This is a genomic window from Tabrizicola sp. T46 (genome assembly GCF_057219895.1).
This window is the reverse complement of the sequence record NZ_JBXVVV010000001.1, coordinates 182,019-198,303: the sequence shown is the minus strand read 5'-3', so window position 1 is coordinate 198,303 and position 16,285 is coordinate 182,019. Positions and strand designations below refer to the sequence as shown.

Annotated in this window: 18 protein-coding genes; 5 read left to right on the top strand and 13 right to left on the bottom strand. The window is 65.3% G+C overall.

What is annotated here, in order from left to right; translation table 11 throughout:
* Positions 1 to 66: 66 nt before the first annotated feature.
* The 10 genes from AC2D9V_RS01025 to AC2D9V_RS00980 form a co-directional block, all read right to left on the bottom strand.
* Positions 67 to 1,608 carry a hypothetical protein gene (locus tag AC2D9V_RS01025; protein WP_484712171.1) on the bottom strand — a complete coding sequence of 514 codons (1,542 nt, stop codon included), beginning with the start codon at positions 1,606 to 1,608 and terminating at the stop codon, positions 67 to 69.
* A gap of 45 nt (positions 1,609 to 1,653) precedes the next feature.
* Positions 1,654 to 2,115 carry an AAA+ family ATPase gene (locus AC2D9V_RS01020; protein WP_484712170.1) on the bottom strand — a complete coding sequence of 154 codons (462 nt, stop codon included), beginning with the start codon at positions 2,113 to 2,115 and terminating at the stop codon, positions 1,654 to 1,656.
* Between the two features lie 36 nt (positions 2,116 to 2,151).
* The gene (locus tag AC2D9V_RS01015) at positions 2,152 to 3,204 is read right to left on the bottom strand and encodes an endonuclease/exonuclease/phosphatase family protein (protein ID WP_484712169.1); all 1,053 of its coding nucleotides are present in this window, start codon (positions 3,202 to 3,204) and stop codon (positions 2,152 to 2,154) included.
* Positions 3,201 to 3,914 (bottom strand): TerB family tellurite resistance protein, encoded by a 714-nt coding sequence (locus AC2D9V_RS01010; RefSeq protein ID WP_484712168.1) that lies wholly within the window; start codon positions 3,912 to 3,914, stop codon positions 3,201 to 3,203. The genes AC2D9V_RS01015 and AC2D9V_RS01010 overlap by 4 nt, the downstream gene beginning before the upstream one ends.
* A gap of 34 nt (positions 3,915 to 3,948) precedes the next feature.
* Positions 3,949 to 4,431, bottom strand: coding sequence for a GNAT family N-acetyltransferase (locus AC2D9V_RS01005; RefSeq protein WP_484713388.1), 483 nt, complete (start codon positions 4,429 to 4,431; stop codon positions 3,949 to 3,951).
* A complete protein-coding gene (locus tag AC2D9V_RS01000) occupies positions 4,428 to 5,042 on the bottom strand; it encodes a VOC family protein (protein ID WP_484712167.1) in 615 nt (204 codons plus the stop codon). Before AC2D9V_RS01000 ends, AC2D9V_RS01005 begins: the two co-directional genes overlap by 4 nt.
* Positions 5,042 to 6,592 carry a Ppx/GppA family phosphatase gene (locus AC2D9V_RS00995; protein WP_484712166.1) on the bottom strand — a complete coding sequence of 517 codons (1,551 nt, stop codon included), beginning with the start codon at positions 6,590 to 6,592 and terminating at the stop codon, positions 5,042 to 5,044. Before AC2D9V_RS00995 ends, AC2D9V_RS01000 begins: the two co-directional genes overlap by 1 nt.
* A 134-nt stretch (positions 6,593 to 6,726) precedes the next feature.
* Positions 6,727 to 8,928: an RNA degradosome polyphosphate kinase gene (locus AC2D9V_RS00990; RefSeq protein WP_484712165.1), complete on the bottom strand. Its 2,202-nt coding sequence runs from the start codon at positions 8,926 to 8,928 to the stop codon at positions 6,727 to 6,729.
* Between the two features lie 46 nt (positions 8,929 to 8,974).
* Positions 8,975 to 9,649, bottom strand: a complete 675-nt coding sequence (locus tag AC2D9V_RS00985) for a P-loop NTPase family protein (RefSeq protein WP_484712164.1) — start codon at positions 9,647 to 9,649, stop codon at positions 8,975 to 8,977.
* Positions 9,646 to 10,788: an AI-2E family transporter gene (locus tag AC2D9V_RS00980; protein WP_484712163.1), complete on the bottom strand. Its 1,143-nt coding sequence runs from the start codon at positions 10,786 to 10,788 to the stop codon at positions 9,646 to 9,648. The genes AC2D9V_RS00985 and AC2D9V_RS00980 overlap by 4 nt, the downstream gene beginning before the upstream one ends.
* A 191-nt stretch (positions 10,789 to 10,979) precedes the next feature.
* Between AC2D9V_RS00980 and AC2D9V_RS00975 the strand changes: the two genes are divergently transcribed.
* From AC2D9V_RS00975 to AC2D9V_RS00965, 3 genes are read left to right on the top strand one after another with little or no spacing between them, the layout of a single operon-like run.
* On the top strand, positions 10,980 to 11,243 hold the full coding sequence (locus AC2D9V_RS00975) for a PepSY domain-containing protein (protein WP_484712162.1): 264 nt from the start codon (positions 10,980 to 10,982) through the stop codon (positions 11,241 to 11,243).
* A gap of 1 nt (position 11,244) precedes the next feature.
* Entirely contained in the window at positions 11,245 to 11,931 is a 687-nt protein-coding gene (locus AC2D9V_RS00970; protein WP_484712161.1) for a cytochrome b/b6 domain-containing protein, read from the top strand.
* Positions 11,928 to 12,467 (top strand): helix-turn-helix transcriptional regulator, encoded by a 540-nt coding sequence (locus tag AC2D9V_RS00965; protein WP_484712160.1) that lies wholly within the window; start codon positions 11,928 to 11,930, stop codon positions 12,465 to 12,467. The genes AC2D9V_RS00970 and AC2D9V_RS00965 overlap by 4 nt, the downstream gene beginning before the upstream one ends.
* Positions 12,468 to 12,503: 36 nt before the next feature.
* On the opposite strand, the gene AC2D9V_RS00960 is transcribed toward AC2D9V_RS00965, so the two are convergent.
* The 3 genes from AC2D9V_RS00960 to AC2D9V_RS00950 form a co-directional block, all read right to left on the bottom strand.
* Positions 12,504 to 13,016, bottom strand: coding sequence for a fasciclin domain-containing protein (locus AC2D9V_RS00960; protein WP_484712159.1), 513 nt, complete (start codon positions 13,014 to 13,016; stop codon positions 12,504 to 12,506).
* A 127-nt stretch (positions 13,017 to 13,143) separates the two neighbouring features.
* On the bottom strand, positions 13,144 to 13,923 hold the full coding sequence (locus AC2D9V_RS00955; RefSeq protein ID WP_484712158.1) for a carbohydrate ABC transporter permease: 780 nt from the start codon (positions 13,921 to 13,923) through the stop codon (positions 13,144 to 13,146).
* Positions 13,920 to 14,765 carry a carbohydrate ABC transporter permease gene (locus tag AC2D9V_RS00950; RefSeq protein ID WP_484712157.1) on the bottom strand — a complete coding sequence of 282 codons (846 nt, stop codon included), beginning with the start codon at positions 14,763 to 14,765 and terminating at the stop codon, positions 13,920 to 13,922. Before AC2D9V_RS00950 ends, AC2D9V_RS00955 begins: the two co-directional genes overlap by 4 nt.
* Before the next feature lie 194 nt (positions 14,766 to 14,959).
* Here AC2D9V_RS00950 and AC2D9V_RS00945 point away from each other — a divergent pair, with 194 nt between their 5' ends.
* Together AC2D9V_RS00945 and AC2D9V_RS00940 are read left to right on the top strand one after the other, a co-directional pair.
* Positions 14,960 to 15,250 (top strand): modification methylase, encoded by a 291-nt coding sequence (locus AC2D9V_RS00945; protein ID WP_484712156.1) that lies wholly within the window; start codon positions 14,960 to 14,962, stop codon positions 15,248 to 15,250.
* Between the two features lie 113 nt (positions 15,251 to 15,363).
* Positions 15,364 to 15,846, top strand: a complete 483-nt coding sequence (locus AC2D9V_RS00940) for a hypothetical protein (RefSeq protein WP_484712155.1) — start codon at positions 15,364 to 15,366, stop codon at positions 15,844 to 15,846.
* The last annotated feature ends 439 nt before the right edge of the window (positions 15,847 to 16,285 follow it).

Sequence of the window (16,285 nt, the reverse complement as noted above, 5' to 3'; positions counted from 1 at the left end):
CAATCTTTGCAACAGGTTAGGATCTTCTGTAAGGGTTTCGTTAACCCCCTGCGAGACCTGCCGTTCCTATCTGCCGATGTGTTCCAGCACCAGTTCGGTCGTATCGCTGGCTGTGATACCGTCTGCGCTGCCGCGGCCTTCCCAAGCGTAGCTGAAGATCTTCGGATGCGATCCGGGCTTCATGAGCCTGAGGTTGAAGACCGATCCCGCCCGTTCCCGGCTGTGGGCGATTTCCCAAAGCACGGCCGCGGAATCCTGTTCAAGGGGACCGTAGTCCTCGATGTTGATGACTTCGGTCATCTGCAGGGGCCGTATGCTCAGTTCGACCCTGAGCGGTCGGCGGTCTTCGCGAAACTCAAGGTTGCGCAACCGTGCCATCAGCGGGCCCTTGATGTTTACCGAAGCCAGCTTGTCGTCCGTGAAGGGATCTACATAGGTCACGCTGTGCGATGTCGGCCCAGCCTCGCCTTCCAGAAGGTAACTTGTGTAGCCGGCATCGGTGAAGCTTAGCCGGATCGGCACGTCGATGGTGTATTCTGCCGTGCCGTACACCCCCGCCTCGTCCTCCCAGCGTCCGGATGCCCTGACGGTCAGCTTGTAGCGCCCGCAGCGTTCCATCGCGGCGCGGATGGCCGCCACCATCGCCGGGTCGAGCGCTTCGTCACCTCCCCCCATGCCAAGCAGCGCCCGCATCCGTTCGTAAAGGATGCCGAACTTGACCAGAACCGTCAGATCCCCGCTGGCAAGGCAGACCTGCAGCGCTTCTTCCAGACAACTCATGACCCGCGCGTTCATGATCCCGGCCACCCGGTCCAGGGCTTCGGACCCCGTGTCCACGCCGAACAGCGCGGTGATCCGCTCGGCCCCGATGATCTCGTTCAGCGCGTTGGTGATATCGCTGCATCGCGCGCCCGGACGGTTGGCAATGGCAGTCTGCCCGGCCTCGATCGCGCGCCTGCCCTCGACCAACAGGTTGACGACCGCGTCCATGCTGGCCCGGCCCGCATTGACTTCGCGCAAAAGCAGCGCTGCCTGCGTCCTGAGCCGGTCAAGCAGGGATGCCTGCTTCCAGCGGTCAAGCTGCAGGTTCACCTGGTCGGCAAGGCTGACGCCCGCACCCGAGAAATGGTCGATCGAAAGGGTGATGCGGTCGCTTTCAAGGCCCGGAATGTGCAGGAACGCGTCCGAGCCGGTCCCGTAGAACCCCCAGTGCAGCCGGTTTTCGACCGGGATCGGGGTTGCCGGCCTGATCTCGAGCGTGGCTGTCCGGGCAAGTTGAAGCCCGTCCGGTTCAAGCAGCACGCCGACAAGGGCCCCGGTCCCTTCGGGCAACCCGGAGGTGCCGGAAATCGGCGTGGCGGTGATCCGGGTGTCGGTCAGGAGCGCACCTTCCGGAAAGGTCAGGAGAAACTGGTCCCCAGCCGCATTGCGAAGGTCAAGCGAGCCCCCGCTGGTTCCGATTACCGCTGACGCAGCGGCGCCTTCATCGGTCGTGACGGCAAGGTCCAGCGGCGCGGGTGGCGTAGAAAACAGGGCCTTGATGTCAGTGACAGTCTCGGCCCCTGCGGCCAGCGGCAGAAGCAACAGGAACAGCCGGAATGCCCACATGGAATCGTCTCCCCCTGAAATGGCGGGGAGATTAGCACGGCCGATCTAGAGGTCTATCTCGCCGTTCGGGCCGGGAACGGGCGTGTCCGGCAGGCGGGGCAGGGGCACGAGGGGTGTCGGCGACCCAAGGGGAGCATTCCGGCGGATCAGGATGTCGCCGTTCGGCAGCATCACCGGCGCGTCGTAATTCCTGAAGTCGTCGATCATCGCGATCAGCTCGGCGATCTTCGGCCTGATCTCCTCGCCGAATCCTTCGAGCGCCGGTCCGACCTCATCCAGCGCCTTGCCCATTTCTTCGCCGAAGCCTTCCAGCGCCGGACCGACCTCGTCCAGCGCCTTGCCCATTTCGTTGAGCGCCGGCTGCATCTCGTTGAAGAGGCCGCGCAGCACCATCCGCGCGCCTTCCTCGACAAGGCTGAAACCGTCGTCTTCCGGCACCGGCGCGGGGGCGGTGTCCTGCGCCAGCACGGGCGCGGCACAAAGCGAAAGGACCAAGGCGAGTCTCATGCCGCCACTATGGGGAAGGCGTCCCTGCAATACAATTCACAACTGGGGAAGGTCGACCGTCACCGGGAAATGGTCCGACGCCTGCAGAAGCGCCTCGCGCAGGTCGGGGACCTTGGCGACATCGGGGTCGTTGAAGGGATGCCAGATCCTCCACTTCGGCCCTGACGCTGCAAGGTCGGGCGAGACCATGATGAAATCGAGCAGGGCTTCGAAGAAGCGCTTCTGCGGCGCAAGGTAAAAGCGCGCCGTCGTCGGTGACAGGCCCACCCGGCTTTGCAGCGCCATCGCGGCATGGGGGTCGGTCAGCCGCAGCGCGGGATCGGGCGTGGTGCCAAGCACGATCTCGACCCCCGAATGGCCGAAGAGCTTTTCGAATTCGTCGATCCCAGGGCCGTCGTTGAAATCACCCATCACGACAAGGCTGTCGCCTTCCGCCAGATGCCCTTCGACCCGCTGGCGCAGCCAGAGGCATTGCGCCAACTGTTTCCGGCGGTTTTCGATCGAAAGGCGCATCTGGGCCTCGCGTCCGATCGCGCCGTAGGGGTTCTTCGACTTGGCATGCACCCCGATCAGCCGCAGCTTCGCGCCCTTGGCGGTCGTGACCGCAAGCTCCAAGGGCGGCTTCGAAAAGCGGATCGTTTCCGAGACCATGTCGGCGTCAAGGTCGTAGCGGAAAGTCGTGTCGAAACGCGGGGCCTCAGACGAGCCATGGCTGGTCGATGCCGCGCCCTTGGGGTCGTGGCGCACATGCAGCCGGTCGGGGTCGTAAAGAAAGGCGATCTCCTGCTCGGTCTCGGAAGGGTAGCCGATCAGGGCCTTCCGGGCCCGCAGGCCATAGGCGCGGGCAAAGTTTTCCAGCGCCTTGACAGTGGACCGTTTGCCGTTCGTATCCGGCGCCTCGATGATGGTGATCCCGTCGGCATCAAGCGCGGTGAAGACGATCCCCAACGCCCCAAGCTGTTCCCCGCGCGAGACCTTGTAGCGCGTCGAGGGGGCGCCATCCTCCAGAAGCCGGCCATGATCGTCGAAGAGCGCGTTGAACCATTCGACATTGTAGGTCGCAAGGCGCAGGGGGCGGTCCGGTATCACGCCGCTTCCTTCGCGTTGATCTCGCGCCAGGCCTCGTTGATCAGCTGCATCCGCCGTTCGGCCAGCTTCATCGCTTCGGGCGGGACGCCGCGGGCCTGCATCACATCCGGATGCGTATCGCGCACGAGGTCCTTCCACGCCTTGCGGGCATCGGCCTTGGTCGCCGTGCGGGGCAGGCCGAGCACGTCATAGGGATCGCGCGGGGCGCCTTCGACCAGACGCGAGCGGACGATGCGGAAGCAGGCCTCGTCCAGCCCGAACGCGTCGGCGACATGGGCAAGAAAGGCGTCCTCGCCCGCGTGGTAGGACCCGTCGGCGATGGCAACCTGGAAAAGCGCCTCAAGGATGTCGACCAGCACGTGATGGTCATCGGCACAGATCTTGTGGCCGTCGGGATTGAAGAGGCGCGCGACCTTGCGGGCATAGGCGTCGAACCCCGCCACGTCCTGCCGCGCAAGGTTGAAGACATGGGCAGCATGCGCCTCTTCGCCTTCGGGGAAGGTGAAGATCCGGCGAAAGGCGGTGACCTCGTCCCGCGTCACGGTGCCGTCGGCCTTGGCCATCTTGGCCCCAAGGGCAAGGACCGCGATGGTGAAGCCGACAGACTGTTCGGGTGCCGGGGCCCCGCGCAGCCGGTCGAAGACGACCGACAGGGGTTCTCCGCTGGCAAGGGCGGACAGGGCTTCGGCGATGCGGGTCCAGATCGACATGATGCGGCGATACTAGCCGCGCAGGTGCCGCTTGTCAGAGGAATTTCTGCATCAGCACAAGGTCGATGAAGCGTCCGAACTTGTGCCCGGCCTCGCGGACGCGCGCGATCTCGGTGAAGCCGACGGCGGCGTGAAAGGCGACCCCGTCCGTGTTCTCTGCCGAGACGCCCGCGATCATCTGATGCGCGCCGGCGGCGGCCGCGTGTTGGCAGATCGCGGTCATCAGCCCCCGGCCGGCCCCACGGCCGCGCGCCGAGGGCGCAAGGAGGATCGAATGTTCCATGCAGGTCCGGTAGCCGACCCCGGCGCGGAATTGGGAGTAGGAGGCAAAGCCAAGGATGGCCTCCGCCTCGGCGACGAAGGTCGCATGGCCCAGCCGGTCACGGTCGGCGATGAAGGCGGCGATATCGGCGGGGGATTTCTCGACCGGGTTGAAGGTCACCGCGGTGTCGCGGATGTAGGGGTTCCAGATTGCCGCGATGGCGGTGGCGTCGGCGGCGTTGGCGCGGCGGATCAGCACAGGACGCGGCTTCCGGTTGGCGTGTCGATGGTGGCCCGCAGGGAAACGCGGTCGGCGTGGATGACCTTGACCCGCGCGTCGTCCAGCCGCCCCATCAGGGCCGCCGACAGGCCTTTTGCTTCGGGGTGGCCGATCTCCAGCCGGGTCAGGCGCAGGCCGTGGTCGGGCAGAGCGGGGGCAGGGTGGGATGTCCCCTCCCAGCGGATCAGCGCCGGGAAGGCCCCGTCGAAGGGGAGCCGACCGTCAGGGGGAACCGCCATCTGCCAGCGATAGTCGCCCCGGCTGAGGGCTATGGGGTCGCCGATCCCGTCGGGCCCCAGCGCCACTTCGGCTGCAAGGTCATCGCAGGCGGCGACCCAGTTCGTCAGGCGTGGCGGTCCGGTGAAGCGATCCATGTCGAACCAGCGCGGGCGGCCAGGGTGGGGCGCCTCGGGGTCGGGGGCGATGACCTCGAGGTACAGATCGCCGAGGTTCAGCAGGCGGTTGTGTGTGCCCATCAGGGGATGCCTGCCGCCCCCGGCCATCGGCACGCCGATCAGCGCCTCGACTGCGGCAACCCCGTCCTCCAGCCGTTCGGCCACGACGGCCAGATGGTCGATGTGCAGCATCAGCCGGTCCGGGTCACGCGGGTTTCGGCCTTCATCGCCAGGGCCAGGGACTGGAATCGCGCCTGCGCCACCTCGCCGAACAATCCTTCGCCTGCGGGGGTCAGCTCCAGTTCAAGGACCCGCTTCTTCGGTTGCCAGATGAGCCTGCCGGCCTTGGCCGGGTCGCCGACCGAGAACATGGCACCGAAGCGCATGGCCTTGCCCAGCACCTCGGCCGCCTGGATCTGGTCTTCCTCCAGAAGGCGGAACATCGGCTCCAGCCGCGAGCCCGAGCGGCTGTTCTTGTAGCGGTGGAGGAGGGCGAGGCCCAGGAACACCCGGCCGGGATGGTCGAGCCCGCCGAGGTTGGCGCGGGTGGCGTTGTCGAAACAGGCTTCGGCGCGGAAGTCGGGGTGCGCGCGCCAGGTGGTGTCATGCAGAAGGCAGGCGGCCTTGATCAGCCGTAGCCGGTCCTTCGGCGCCTCGGGGAACAGGGGCAGGAGGAAGTTGAAAAGCTTCTTTCCGAAGCCCGGGATGCGGGCCTGGACGAGTTCCGACATCCGCGCCGCCTCGATCAGCGGGTCGCGGGCGCGGAGGCCTTCGGGCATGTGTTCGTAAAGAAGCCCCTCGCGGATGCCATAGGCCGAAACGTCGATCTCGGACGGTTTGAAGATCGCCAGAAGTTCGCGCAGGACCTCGCAGGCAAGGGGGACGAGTTCCATCCGTTCGGCGCTTGTCCCCGTGCGGCCGCGCAGGACGGCAAGGTCAGCGACGGCCAGCCAGTCCAGCGTGTCGTCCAGGCTGCGCGGGGTCATGCGGTATTCGTGCAGCACGGTCAGCGGATAGTTCCGCCGCTCCATGTCCAGCCGCGCGATCACGCGCCAGCTGCCGCCCACAAGGTAGATCCGCTCTCCGGTCGACTTCAGCATGGACTGGGCCGACTTCAGCACCTTGTCGATATGCGCCCGGCGGGCCTTTGGATCATCCGAAAGCTGCTGCAGCCGGAACGGGCCAAGGGGCGTCGAGACGCGCTTGCCGACCTTGCCGTCGCCGATCCGGGCCAGCTCCATCGAGTTCCCGCCGATGTCGCAGACGATCCCCTTGGCATCCGGCCAGCCCAGAAGCACGCCCTGCGCCGAAAGCCGGGCCTCTTCGTCGCCGTCAATGACGTGAAGCCGAAGGCCCGTTTCGCGCAGCACCTCGGCCTGGAACTCCGGCCCGTCGGCGGCCTCGCGCGTGGCGGCGGTGGCGACCACGGTCAGGGGGTTCACCTGCATCCCCTCGGCCAGAAGGGCAAAACGGCGGAGCGCGGAGAGGGCACGGACGCGGCCCTGGGGGTTCAGCCGACCGGTCTGCGCCAGACCCTTGCCCAGCCCGCACATGATCTTTTCGTTGTAGAAATAGGCCGGACTGCGCGCGGCACCGTCGAAGACCACCATCCGGACCGAGTTCGACCCGACATCGACCACTCCGACCCGGCTGAGTGCGCGGGCCGAGGGATCATCAAACAGAGGCGGGCCGAACGGGCCTTCGTCATCCTCGTCCCCCATGGGTTTCTGTCCGTCAGCCATGCCGGAATCCCCTTCGTCTTGCGGCGGCATCGTGACCTCCGCCCGGCACATGGTCAATCGTCCGAAAGGGAAGGATATTCCCCTTTGTCTGGACGTTGGGCCGGGTCGATTCGTCCTTTGTCCGCGCGCTGATCTTACTCGGCAGCGGTGTCGCTTGCCCCGGCATCATCGCGGATCTGCACCAGCCGTGGTGCGTCCTTTGCCGCTGTCCCGCGCCCCGAAAGCGACGGGTTTTCCATGAAGAACTGATGGCAGCTGAAGAGCCGTGTCCCCGACGCGCCAAGGTCGCGCGTGTAGGTGCCGTCCGGCGCAAGCACCCAGCTTTGCGCGGTATCGGCCATGTTCGCGGCCATGATCTGCGTCAGGATCTGGCTTTTCACCGTCGGGTTATGCGCCTCGACCAGCGTTTCCACCCGCCGCGTCAGGTTCCGCCCCATCCAGTCGGCGGAGGAAAAGAACACCCGCGCATTCTTGGCCGGCAGACCGAAGCCATTCCCGAAGCAGACGATCCGGCTGTGTTCCAGGAACCGCCCGACGATCGACTTGACGCGGATGTTCTCACTGAGACCCTTCACGCCCGGGCGAAGCCCGCAGATGCCGCGGATCACGAGGCTGATCTTCACCCCCGCCTGACTGGCCGCGTAAAGCGCGTCGATCACGTCCTGTTCGATCAGGCTGTTCATCTTGGCCCAGATTTCCGCCGGACGACCCGCGCGGGCATGGTCGGCCTCGGCGGCGATCATCTCCAGGAGGCGCGGCTTAAGCGTTACCGGCGCAATCGCAAGGTTTTCCAGACCCTCGGGCTGAACATAGCCCGAAAGATAGTTGAACACCTTCGTCGCATCCCGGCCAAGCGCGGGATCGCAGGTGAAGAAGGACAGGTCGGTATAGATCCGTGCGGTGATCGGGTGGTAGTTGCCGGTGCCGTAATGGGTATAGGTGACCAGCTGGTCGCCCTCACGCCGGACGACGGTGCTGATCTTGGCGTGGGTCTTGTAGTTGACGAAGCCATAGACGACATGGGCCCCCGCACGTTCCAGCCGCCGCGACTGCCGGATGTTCGCCGCCTCGTCGAAGCGTGCCTTCAGTTCGACCAGGGCCGTCACCGACTTCCCGGCCTCAGCCGCCTCGCAAAGCGCGCTGACGATGGGGCTGTCCCATGAGGTGCGGTAGAGCGTCTGCTTGATCGCCAGCACGTTCGGGTCCCGCGCCGCCTGTTCCAGGAAGCGGATGACCATGTCGAAGGTCTCATAGGGGTGATGCAGCAGCATATCCTTCTGCCGGATCGCGGCGAACATGTCGCCGTCATGGTCCGTCACCCGTTCCGGCACGCGCGGCGTAAAGGGCGGCCACATGAGGTCCTTGCGGCTGGAAAGGATCAGCTCCTTGAGGTCCGCCACGCCCAGCAGGCCCTTGACCTCAACCACCTCATCCTCGGTGACGGCCAGTTCCTCCATGATGAGCGCGCGCAGCTCTTCCGGGGCACCCGCCGACATCTTCAGCCGGATCACCTCGCCCCGGCGGCGGCGTTTCAACGCGGTCTCGAATTCGCGCACCAGGTCTTCGGCCTCGTCCTCGACTTCAAGGTCGCTGTCGCGCAGGACGCGGAAAGTGCAGTGGCCGCGGTCCGTGTATCCCGGGAAAAGCATGCTGAGGTGCAGAAGCAGCAGCTCTTCCAGCGGCAGAAAGCGGTGCTCGCCGTCCTTCGCGGGCAGGGGAACGAAGCGGGCGATCTGCTGCGGGATCGGCAAGAGCGCCTTCAGCTGCCGGTGGTCGCTTTCCCGCTCCAGCTCCAGCGCAAGGGAAAAGCCGGTGTTCGGAATGAACGGAAAGGGATGCGCCGGGTCAATCGCCAGGGGCGACAGCACGGGAAAGACGTTCTGCAGGAAGTGGGCCTCGAGGTGCTTCAGGTCACGCGCCGTCAGCTTTGCGCGCTGGAGGATCGAGATGCCCTCGCCCTCCATCTCTTTCCGCAGCCGGTTGAAGGTTGACTGCTGGGTCTGCATAAGCCTGCGGGCGTCGGCGTTGATGAGCTGCAACTGCTCGGCCGGGCTTCGGCCGTCTTCCGACAAGGTGGCGTTTCCGTTCCGGACCAGCGCCCGCAGACCTGCCACGCGGACGGTATAGAATTCGTCAAGGTTCGTCGCGCTGATCGACAGAAAGCGCAGCCGTTCCAGAAGCGGGACCGTGGGGTTCGCTGCCTCTTCCAGAACGCGCCAGTTGAAGGCGAGCCAGGAGAGTTCGCGGTTGAAGTAGCGCCCCGGCCCCGCCGTCTCCGCAAAGGGCAGCTCGGTCGCGGGCGGGAAGGCAGAGTTGAGGAAATCGGCTTGGATCATGGGCGAGGATATGCCCTGCGAAGTGTGACGTTGCGATGACAGTCTTTCACTCCGGGAAAAGGCTGTCCAGAACCTCTCCGGCAAGTTGGCGGGTGATCGGTCGCGCCTCGGCCAGGGCGCGGGCGTCTAGTGCGGCCACAAGCTGGCGCGCGGCCGCGATCTGGCGCGGCATCCGGCTGACGAGATAGGGGATCAGGTTGGCCGCAACGGTGACCTGGCGGTCCGCGAAAAGCTTGACGAGGACGGCCGACAGAAGCGCATCGTCCGGGCCTTCCAGATGCGCGACCGGGGCGGCCTGAAGGCGGCTGAGAAGATCGGGGAGCGCGATGCCCCAGTCACGTGGCGGGGTTCGGGCGGTCATCAACAGCGGACACCCCGGCCCGATGTGGTTCAGAAGGTGGAAGAGCGCAGCCTCGCCCGGGACAGAGCCTGCCAGCCGGTCAGCATCCTCGACCACCACCGGCCACTCTGCCAGTCGGTCGATGTCGCAAGTGGCAATGCTGGCGGCGGGCACCAGTTCGGCCCCGTTTTCGGCGGCCCAGATATGCGCGAGATGCGTCTTGCCTGCACTTTCGGGGCCGACAAGGATCATCCGTCCCTGAGGCCAGGTCGCCCACTGGACCAGCATCCCCAGCGCCAGCGCGTTTGAAGGGCCCACGAGGAAATCGTCACGCGACCGGGACTCGGTGCCCGGCAGGTCGAAGGTCAGCTGGCGGATCACGCCCCTTCTCCGCTCCGGCTCTTGCGGCTGCGGCGCGGTGCCGGAGGTTCCATCCGTCTGCCTTCATCCGAGGGTGGCTCTTCCCGCCCTTCGATCCCGCGGTAAAGCAGGCTCGCCTGGTACTGCTCTACGCCGAAGCGCATCAGGACACCGATCATCGCCGCGACCGGCACCGCCACCAGCATGCCGACGAAGCCGAAGACCGACCCGAAGGCCGAAAGTGCCAGCAGGAGCCAGACCGGGTGCAGACCCACCGACTTGCCGACGAGCTTCGGGGTCAGGATGTTGCCCTCGATGAACTGCCCGCTGGCAAAGATCGCCGCCACGATGGCGATCGAGGTCCAGTCGCCCCAGAACTGGAAGAGCGCAAGGCCAATGGCCAGCATCCCGCCAACCAGCGAACCGACATAGGGAATGAAGGTGATCGCCCCGGCGATCACACCGACGATCAGGCCATAGTTCAGCCCAGCCAGCATCAGCGCGAAGGCATAGTAGGTGCCAAGGAGAAGGCAGACCGAAAGTTGCCCGCGCACGAAACCGGCAAGCACGGCGTCGATCTCGCCCGCCAGCCTCCGGATCGTGGGCGCATGGTCCAGGGGCAGCATCGCATCGATCCGCCCGACCATCCGGTCCCAGTCGAGAAGCAGGTAGAAGGCCACGACCGGGACGACGACGATGAAGACCACGATCGACACGAGGCCAATGGCCGAAGACAGGATGCCCCCCGCAAGCTGACCGCCGCGTTCTTGGATCGCGAGGCCGATGTCCTGCAGGGCCTTGCGCATCACCGACGTGCTGTCGGCAAGGTCCGGGAAGGTCTCGATCAGGAAGGCCTGGGCCCGCCGCGCCATCTCGGGCGCCGAATTCACCAGCGCGGTCAGCTGGTTGACCAGCGTCGGGATCACCGCCAGCACCATCAGCACCACCGCCAGAAGCGCCACAAGCGAGATCACCGTGGTCGCAGCCACGCGGCTCAGGCCGGCCCGTTCCAGCCGGTCGGCAACGGGATCAAGGAAATAGGCGATCGCCCCACCCACGATGAAGGGCAGAAGGACGTCGCCCAGGAACCACATCAGGACGAAGAAGATGAGGGCGGCAATGCCCCAGTAGCGGAACTGGTCCTTGATCGGCAGTGCCATGGTCTGTCCTTCTGCGACGTCACAGGTATCGCCGCAGCCGGGGCAACGTGCAAGGGGCGGGTTTCAAAGCGTCAGCGCCTGCTTATCCGGCCCCGGGTAAGCAGCCCGGCAATCGCCAGACCCCGCACCGCCGTGTCAATCGCTGCCTCGCCGAGGCCCAACGCCCGGCGCAATGCTTGAAAGGCAGACACATGCAGAAACTTCTTCTCTCCCTTTCCCTCGCCGCCCTGACCCCGATGGCCGCGCTTGCGATGCCCGCGATCGGCGATGTCGTCGGCACCGATCCCGCAGCCGCGAAGGCCGCGCTGGAAGCCGCCGGCTGCATGGTCGACGAGTTCGAAGCCGAGGACGGCAAGATCGAGGCCAAGTGCAAGGACACGGCGACCAACAAGGACATGGAAGTCTACATCGACCCCGCCTCCGGCGCCGTCGTCGATATCAAGGCCGAAGACTGACATGGTATCCCCCCAGATCGTGCCCAAGGTTGTTGTCCCCGACCTTGACCTGGCAAGCCCGCAGCCGGCAGTTGTCACCGCGCCCAGCCTCTGGGACCCGGTGGTGCGCCTGACCCATTGGGGGATCGCCGTTGCGGTCCTTTCCAACGCCCTTGTCACTGAGGGCGGCAGCCTGACCCATGTGTCCCTGGGTTGGCTCGGGATGGCGCTCCTGCTGCTGCGGGTGATCTGGGGGGTCCTCGGCCCCAATGAAGCGCGGTTCTCGGCCTTTCCGCCGAACCCCGCCGCCGCACTCCGCCACCTCGGCGATCTTGTGCAAGGTCGTCCGCGCGAATACCGCTCGCACAACCCGGCGGGCGCGCTGATGGCCTATGCGCTCTGGGCCTGCCTGGGCATCGTCATTGCGACCGGGCTGGTCTTGACCGGCGGCGCGACACCGATGGAGGTCGCCCGCGAAAAGGCCGCTGTTGCATCCGGCGACTGGTCGGCCTTGATTAAGAAAGGCGAGTCGTCCGACGACGAGGACAGTACGCTCCGCCATACCGCCGAGGAGATCCACGAAGTGGCCGCGAACCTGATGTTGCTTTTCGCCGTGCTCCATGTGGCGGGCGTCGTCATCGAAGGGCGCGCGCTGCGGCGGAACCTGGTCGCACCGATGCTTCTCGGTCAGGGCGACCGGCGCAAATGACCGGCACGACCGACCTGCGCCAGGCCGGTCGGCGGCAGACGGCTGCCCTCGCGGGCTTCCTGGTCGTCCAGACGCTGGGGACCGTGTTCTTCGTCGGCGATGTCATCGGCGACCTGCGCGAGGATCCGGGGTCGGTCCATTTCATCTTCGAGGCCGCGGTCACCTTCGTCCTCGTGCTCGGCATCATGTTCGGCGTCTGGGCGCTTCGCCGCACGATCGAGCTTCTGCGAGCCCAGGAGGCCGCCCTCGATGTCGCGCGCGGTGCACTGTCGCAGGTGATCGACCAGCAGTTCACCGCCTGGTCCCTGACTCCCGCGGAACGGGACGTGGCCTTCCTCGCGCTCAAGGGTCTGGATGTGGCCGAGATTGCGGGCATGCGCGGGGCGGCCCAGGGCACCGTCCGCGCCCAGTTGACGAAGATCTATGCCAAGGCCGGGGTCTCGGGCCGCGCGCAGTTCGCCGCCTATTTCGTCGAGGACCTCCTCGGTGCCAGCCTGCCCCCGGCACGGCCAGAGGCGGATTCCCCCGCCGCATGAGCCCCCCGCCCGTGGGCAGGGGGCGACGCATCAAGCTTAGTGGCAGGCCGGCCGGGTTCCCGGCAGCAGCACCTTGTCGATGACGTGGATCACGCCGTTGTCGGCCATGATGTCGGCCACGATCACGGTCGCCACCTCTCCGGTCCCGTCCGCGATGGTGACGGCGGTGCCCGAGTTCGTGATGCAAAGCCGCTGGCTCGTCAGCACCGGCTTGAAGTAGTTCGACCCCGACGGGATGCCGGCTGCCGTCAGCTTGCGGTCATCGACGTGGTAAAGAAGCACATCGGTCAGCTGCTGCTTGTTCTCGGGCTTCAGAAGCGTGTCGACGGTCCCGGCGGGCAGGGCCGCGAAGGCATCGTTCGTCGGCGCGAAGACAGTGAAGGGGCCGGGGCCAGCCAGCGTCTCGGCCAGACCGGCGGCGGTCACGGCGGCGACGAGGGTCGAGAAGCGCTCATCCCCCGCGGCGATCTCGACGATGTTGGCGGCGTTGGCGGCGGTGCCAAGGGTAAGTGCCGCGAATGCAGCGGCGGCGAAGGTGCGATATGCCATGGTGGTTCCCCATTGGTTGGCGTTGATGCTCCCCTCCCTGTGTTTGGGGATGCAAGCCGGTTACGCGGCGTCATGTCGCACCGGACCACCACGTTACCGGGCCTGACAGAAGGGTGATCGCCCGTGATCAGGCGCGGAGCGTGAAGCCCTTCGCCAGATGCCGCCGCACAAACCAGATCATCAGCACGCCCGGCAGCAGCGACAGGCAGGTCATCGCCATGACCAGGCCGATATCCGTCTGGAACCCGAACATCGCCTGGATCGCCATGGTGATCGGCTTGCCCCCGGTCACCGTCAGGATCCGCGCCAGGACCACCTCGACCCAGGAGAAGATGAAGCAGAAGAAGGCCGCGACGCCGATGCCCGGCGCGATCTGCGGGATCAGGTGGCGCAGGAAGAACGACGGCCCCGAATGACCGTCCAGAAACGCCGTCTCGTCGAACTCTGGCGGGACGGCGCGGATGAAACTTTCCAGGATCCAGATCGCCACCGGCAGGTTGAAAAGGCAATGGACCAGTGCGATGCCAACGGGCGTGTTCACCAGCCCGAACTGCGAGAAAAGGATGAAGATCGGCAGGGACAGCACCACCGGCGGCGTGACGCGGAAGACCAGCATCAGAAGCAGGAAATGCCGGTCTCCGGTAAAGCGCGTGCGCGCCAGCGCATAGGCCGCAGGCAGGCCGAAACTGATGCAAAGCACCACGTTCAGGAGGACATAAATCAGCGAATTGACCATCGCCGCCCGAAGCTCGGGTGAGGCGAGGACACCCCGGTAGTTCATCAGGCCAATGGTGCCCTCCGCCACCGTGTCGGTCGGCAGGGTGGCCGTGAAGCTGAGGATGATTGCCTGCACGAGGGGCAGCAGGATGAAGACCGCCAGCGCCGCGATGCCCAGGTGCCGCATCATTCGGGCCTCCGCGTCACCGCGATGAAGGCCCAGACCACCGCCAGCACGATCAGGAAGTAAAGCGTCGCCCGCGCCGCCGCCTGCCCGTAGGAAAAGCCCTTGATCTCCTCCCCGAGTTCCAGGGACAGGAACCGCGTCGCATCCATCGGCCCGCCTGCGTTGATCGCAAAGGCCTCGGTGTAGATCATGAAGCTGTCGACGAAGCGCAGAAGGAAGACGATGGCCAGTGCGCCCGCCAGCTTCGGGAGTTCAATGTAGCGGAAGACCGCCCAGCGGGACGCCCCGTCGATCGCTGCCGCCTGCCGGTAGGCCGGCGGGATCGCCGCCAGCCCGGCATAGGCCAGGACCACGACCAGCCCCAGCCAGTGCCAGGTGTCCATCACCAGGATCAAGACCCAGGTGTGCCAGCCGGTGAACTTCCAGTCGAAGCCGATGGCCGCAAGGCCGGGCCCCAGGAGCCCGGTCTCGGGCTGGACCAGCCCCAGCCAGAACATCGGGATCATGTTCCAGGGCACCACAAGGGGCAGCGCCACCAGCATCAGCCCCCAGACCGCCCGCCTGCCATAGGCCAGAAGGAGAAGCGCCACCCCGATCCCCAAGGGCACCTGGATGCCGATGGCGAGGGTGGAAAACAGCAGGCTCCGCCCGAAGGTGGCAAGGAAGCGTTCCGATTGCAGGATGTCGGCATACCACTGGAACCCCACCCAGTGGACGTCGCTCAGGGTGAAGATGTCGTGGAAGCCATGGTTGATGACCGCCAGCAGCGGTAACGCGCCGAAAACACCCAGAAGTGTCAGGGCCGGAAGGACAAGAAACCACGAACGGTTGTCATGCGGACGCATGGCGACAGGGGAGGGGGAAGGGCGGGGCAAGTCAAGGGCGGGTCGAGCGGTAACCCGTAGGTCGGGCTTCAGCCCGACTCCCCCCGCCCCGAACCCGTAGGGTGCGCATTCATTGCGCACCATTCTCCCCCACCCGGCTTCACTTGCCCTTAACCGTTTCCCCCGGATAGGATTCCCTGAAACGGAGCGCGCGCATGCCCAACCACCTGCACTACGGCGACAACCTCACCGTCCTGCGCGACAGCATCCGAGATGAGAGCGTGGACCTGATCTACCTCGAACCGCCTTTCAACTCGAACGCCGGGTACAACGTCCTCTTCAAGGCCCCCGATGGGTCGGGGAGTGCGGCGCAGATCGAGGCGTTTGACGACACCTGGCACTGGAACGACAGCGCCGAGTCGGCCTTCGCCGATGTCCTCCGCTCCGGTAACGGGGCCGCGGCGGCAGAGGTGCAGGGTTTGTTTACCCTAGGTGCAAAGGTATAAACAGACTGATGAAGTGCTATCAGTGTAACCGTCCTGCAATGTACTTGGTGGGCGAGAAGGGCAACATACCTCTATGTCTCGACTGCTATGCGAAGCTATCGCATATACAGAATATGGAGTTTCTTCAGAATGCAGCGATGATGAACCGCGCATTAGACGACATAGACATGGTTACTGGCTTTCCAATCTCTGGTGGGCGGATGCCTGTTCAAGCACTTGCCCGAGCGATGCAGAGGAGCCATACGTTGAACAACATTCATATCTCCCAGTCGCAAATCGGCGTCCTGAATACTGGCTCTATCGAAAGAATAGATGCGGCCATTACCCTGTCAAAAGGATCCGACGCAGAGGAAGTGGGCTCCCTGATAAATGCTCTTACGCAAGCAGTCATCAAATCCAAGGAACTAGATACGCTTCAGCAAAACGAGCTAATTGATCTTACTGAGACTCTTGCTGGGGAAGTTGTTGGAAAACGCAAGCCAGCAACTATCACCGCTGTCATGAAAGCAATTACAGAAAAGGTCAGCGGTGTGGCAGCTTTGGCAGGTGCCGCCGAAAAGCTTTGGCAGGCGATCAAGCCGATCCTTCCTGTTTGAGATACGCTTGACACTTGACACTGACGGCGCCGCTTTGCCTATACGTTCACAACGTTCCTAAACGCCTCCACCAATCCCGGCGACGACATCACCCACCTTGCCATCGGCCTGATCGAACATCGTCTGCGCGATGCCTTCCCATCTCTGAAGCCGCCTCTGCGGTACTCCGCGACGAACCCGGATTCGCCCCCGTCCCGAAACTCCAGATCGTCACCGTCGAGGACGCCATGTCCTTGCGGGAACGTACCGTCCAGCTTCCCGCCCGCCGCGACGACGCCTTCAGATGGGCGGCACGGGAAGAGGACACCCCCCGCCAAAGCACGCTCGACCCGTAGGCCGGGCGTCAGCCCGGCGCGCGCCCATCTTCCGACAGGGATGCCGTGCTGAAGCCCGGCCTACGGGAATCGCGCCCATTCCCACACCTTTCCAAACGGTTAAC

Coding starts and splice junctions, on each gene's coding strand:
- AC2D9V_RS00960 (WP_484712159.1), bottom strand. CDS start 13,016: ATGGCATATCGCACCTTCGCCGCCGCTGCATTCGCGGCACTTACCCTT.
- AC2D9V_RS00950 (WP_484712157.1), bottom strand. CDS start 14,765: ATGCGTCCGCATGACAACCGTTCGTGGTTTCTTGTCCTTCCGGCCCTG.
- AC2D9V_RS00945 (WP_484712156.1), top strand. CDS start 14,960: ATGCCCAACCACCTGCACTACGGCGACAACCTCACCGTCCTGCGCGAC.
- AC2D9V_RS01020 (WP_484712170.1), bottom strand. CDS start 2,115: ATGAGACTCGCCTTGGTCCTTTCGCTTTGTGCCGCGCCCGTGCTGGCG.
- AC2D9V_RS00990 (WP_484712165.1), bottom strand. CDS start 8,928: ATGATCCAAGCCGATTTCCTCAACTCTGCCTTCCCGCCCGCGACCGAG.
- AC2D9V_RS00940 (WP_484712155.1), top strand. CDS start 15,364: ATGGAGTTTCTTCAGAATGCAGCGATGATGAACCGCGCATTAGACGAC.
- AC2D9V_RS01025 (WP_484712171.1), bottom strand. CDS start 1,608: ATGTGGGCATTCCGGCTGTTCCTGTTGCTTCTGCCGCTGGCCGCAGGG.
- AC2D9V_RS00995 (WP_484712166.1), bottom strand. CDS start 6,592: ATGGCTGACGGACAGAAACCCATGGGGGACGAGGATGACGAAGGCCCG.
- AC2D9V_RS00970 (WP_484712161.1), top strand. CDS start 11,245: ATGGTATCCCCCCAGATCGTGCCCAAGGTTGTTGTCCCCGACCTTGAC.
- AC2D9V_RS00975 (WP_484712162.1), top strand. CDS start 10,980: ATGCAGAAACTTCTTCTCTCCCTTTCCCTCGCCGCCCTGACCCCGATG.
- AC2D9V_RS00955 (WP_484712158.1), bottom strand. CDS start 13,923: ATGATGCGGCACCTGGGCATCGCGGCGCTGGCGGTCTTCATCCTGCTG.
- AC2D9V_RS00980 (WP_484712163.1), bottom strand. CDS start 10,788: ATGGCACTGCCGATCAAGGACCAGTTCCGCTACTGGGGCATTGCCGCC.
- AC2D9V_RS01000 (WP_484712167.1), bottom strand. CDS start 5,042: ATGCTGCACATCGACCATCTGGCCGTCGTGGCCGAACGGCTGGAGGAC.
- AC2D9V_RS00965 (WP_484712160.1), top strand. CDS start 11,928: ATGACCGGCACGACCGACCTGCGCCAGGCCGGTCGGCGGCAGACGGCT.
- AC2D9V_RS01010 (WP_484712168.1), bottom strand. CDS start 3,914: ATGTCGATCTGGACCCGCATCGCCGAAGCCCTGTCCGCCCTTGCCAGC.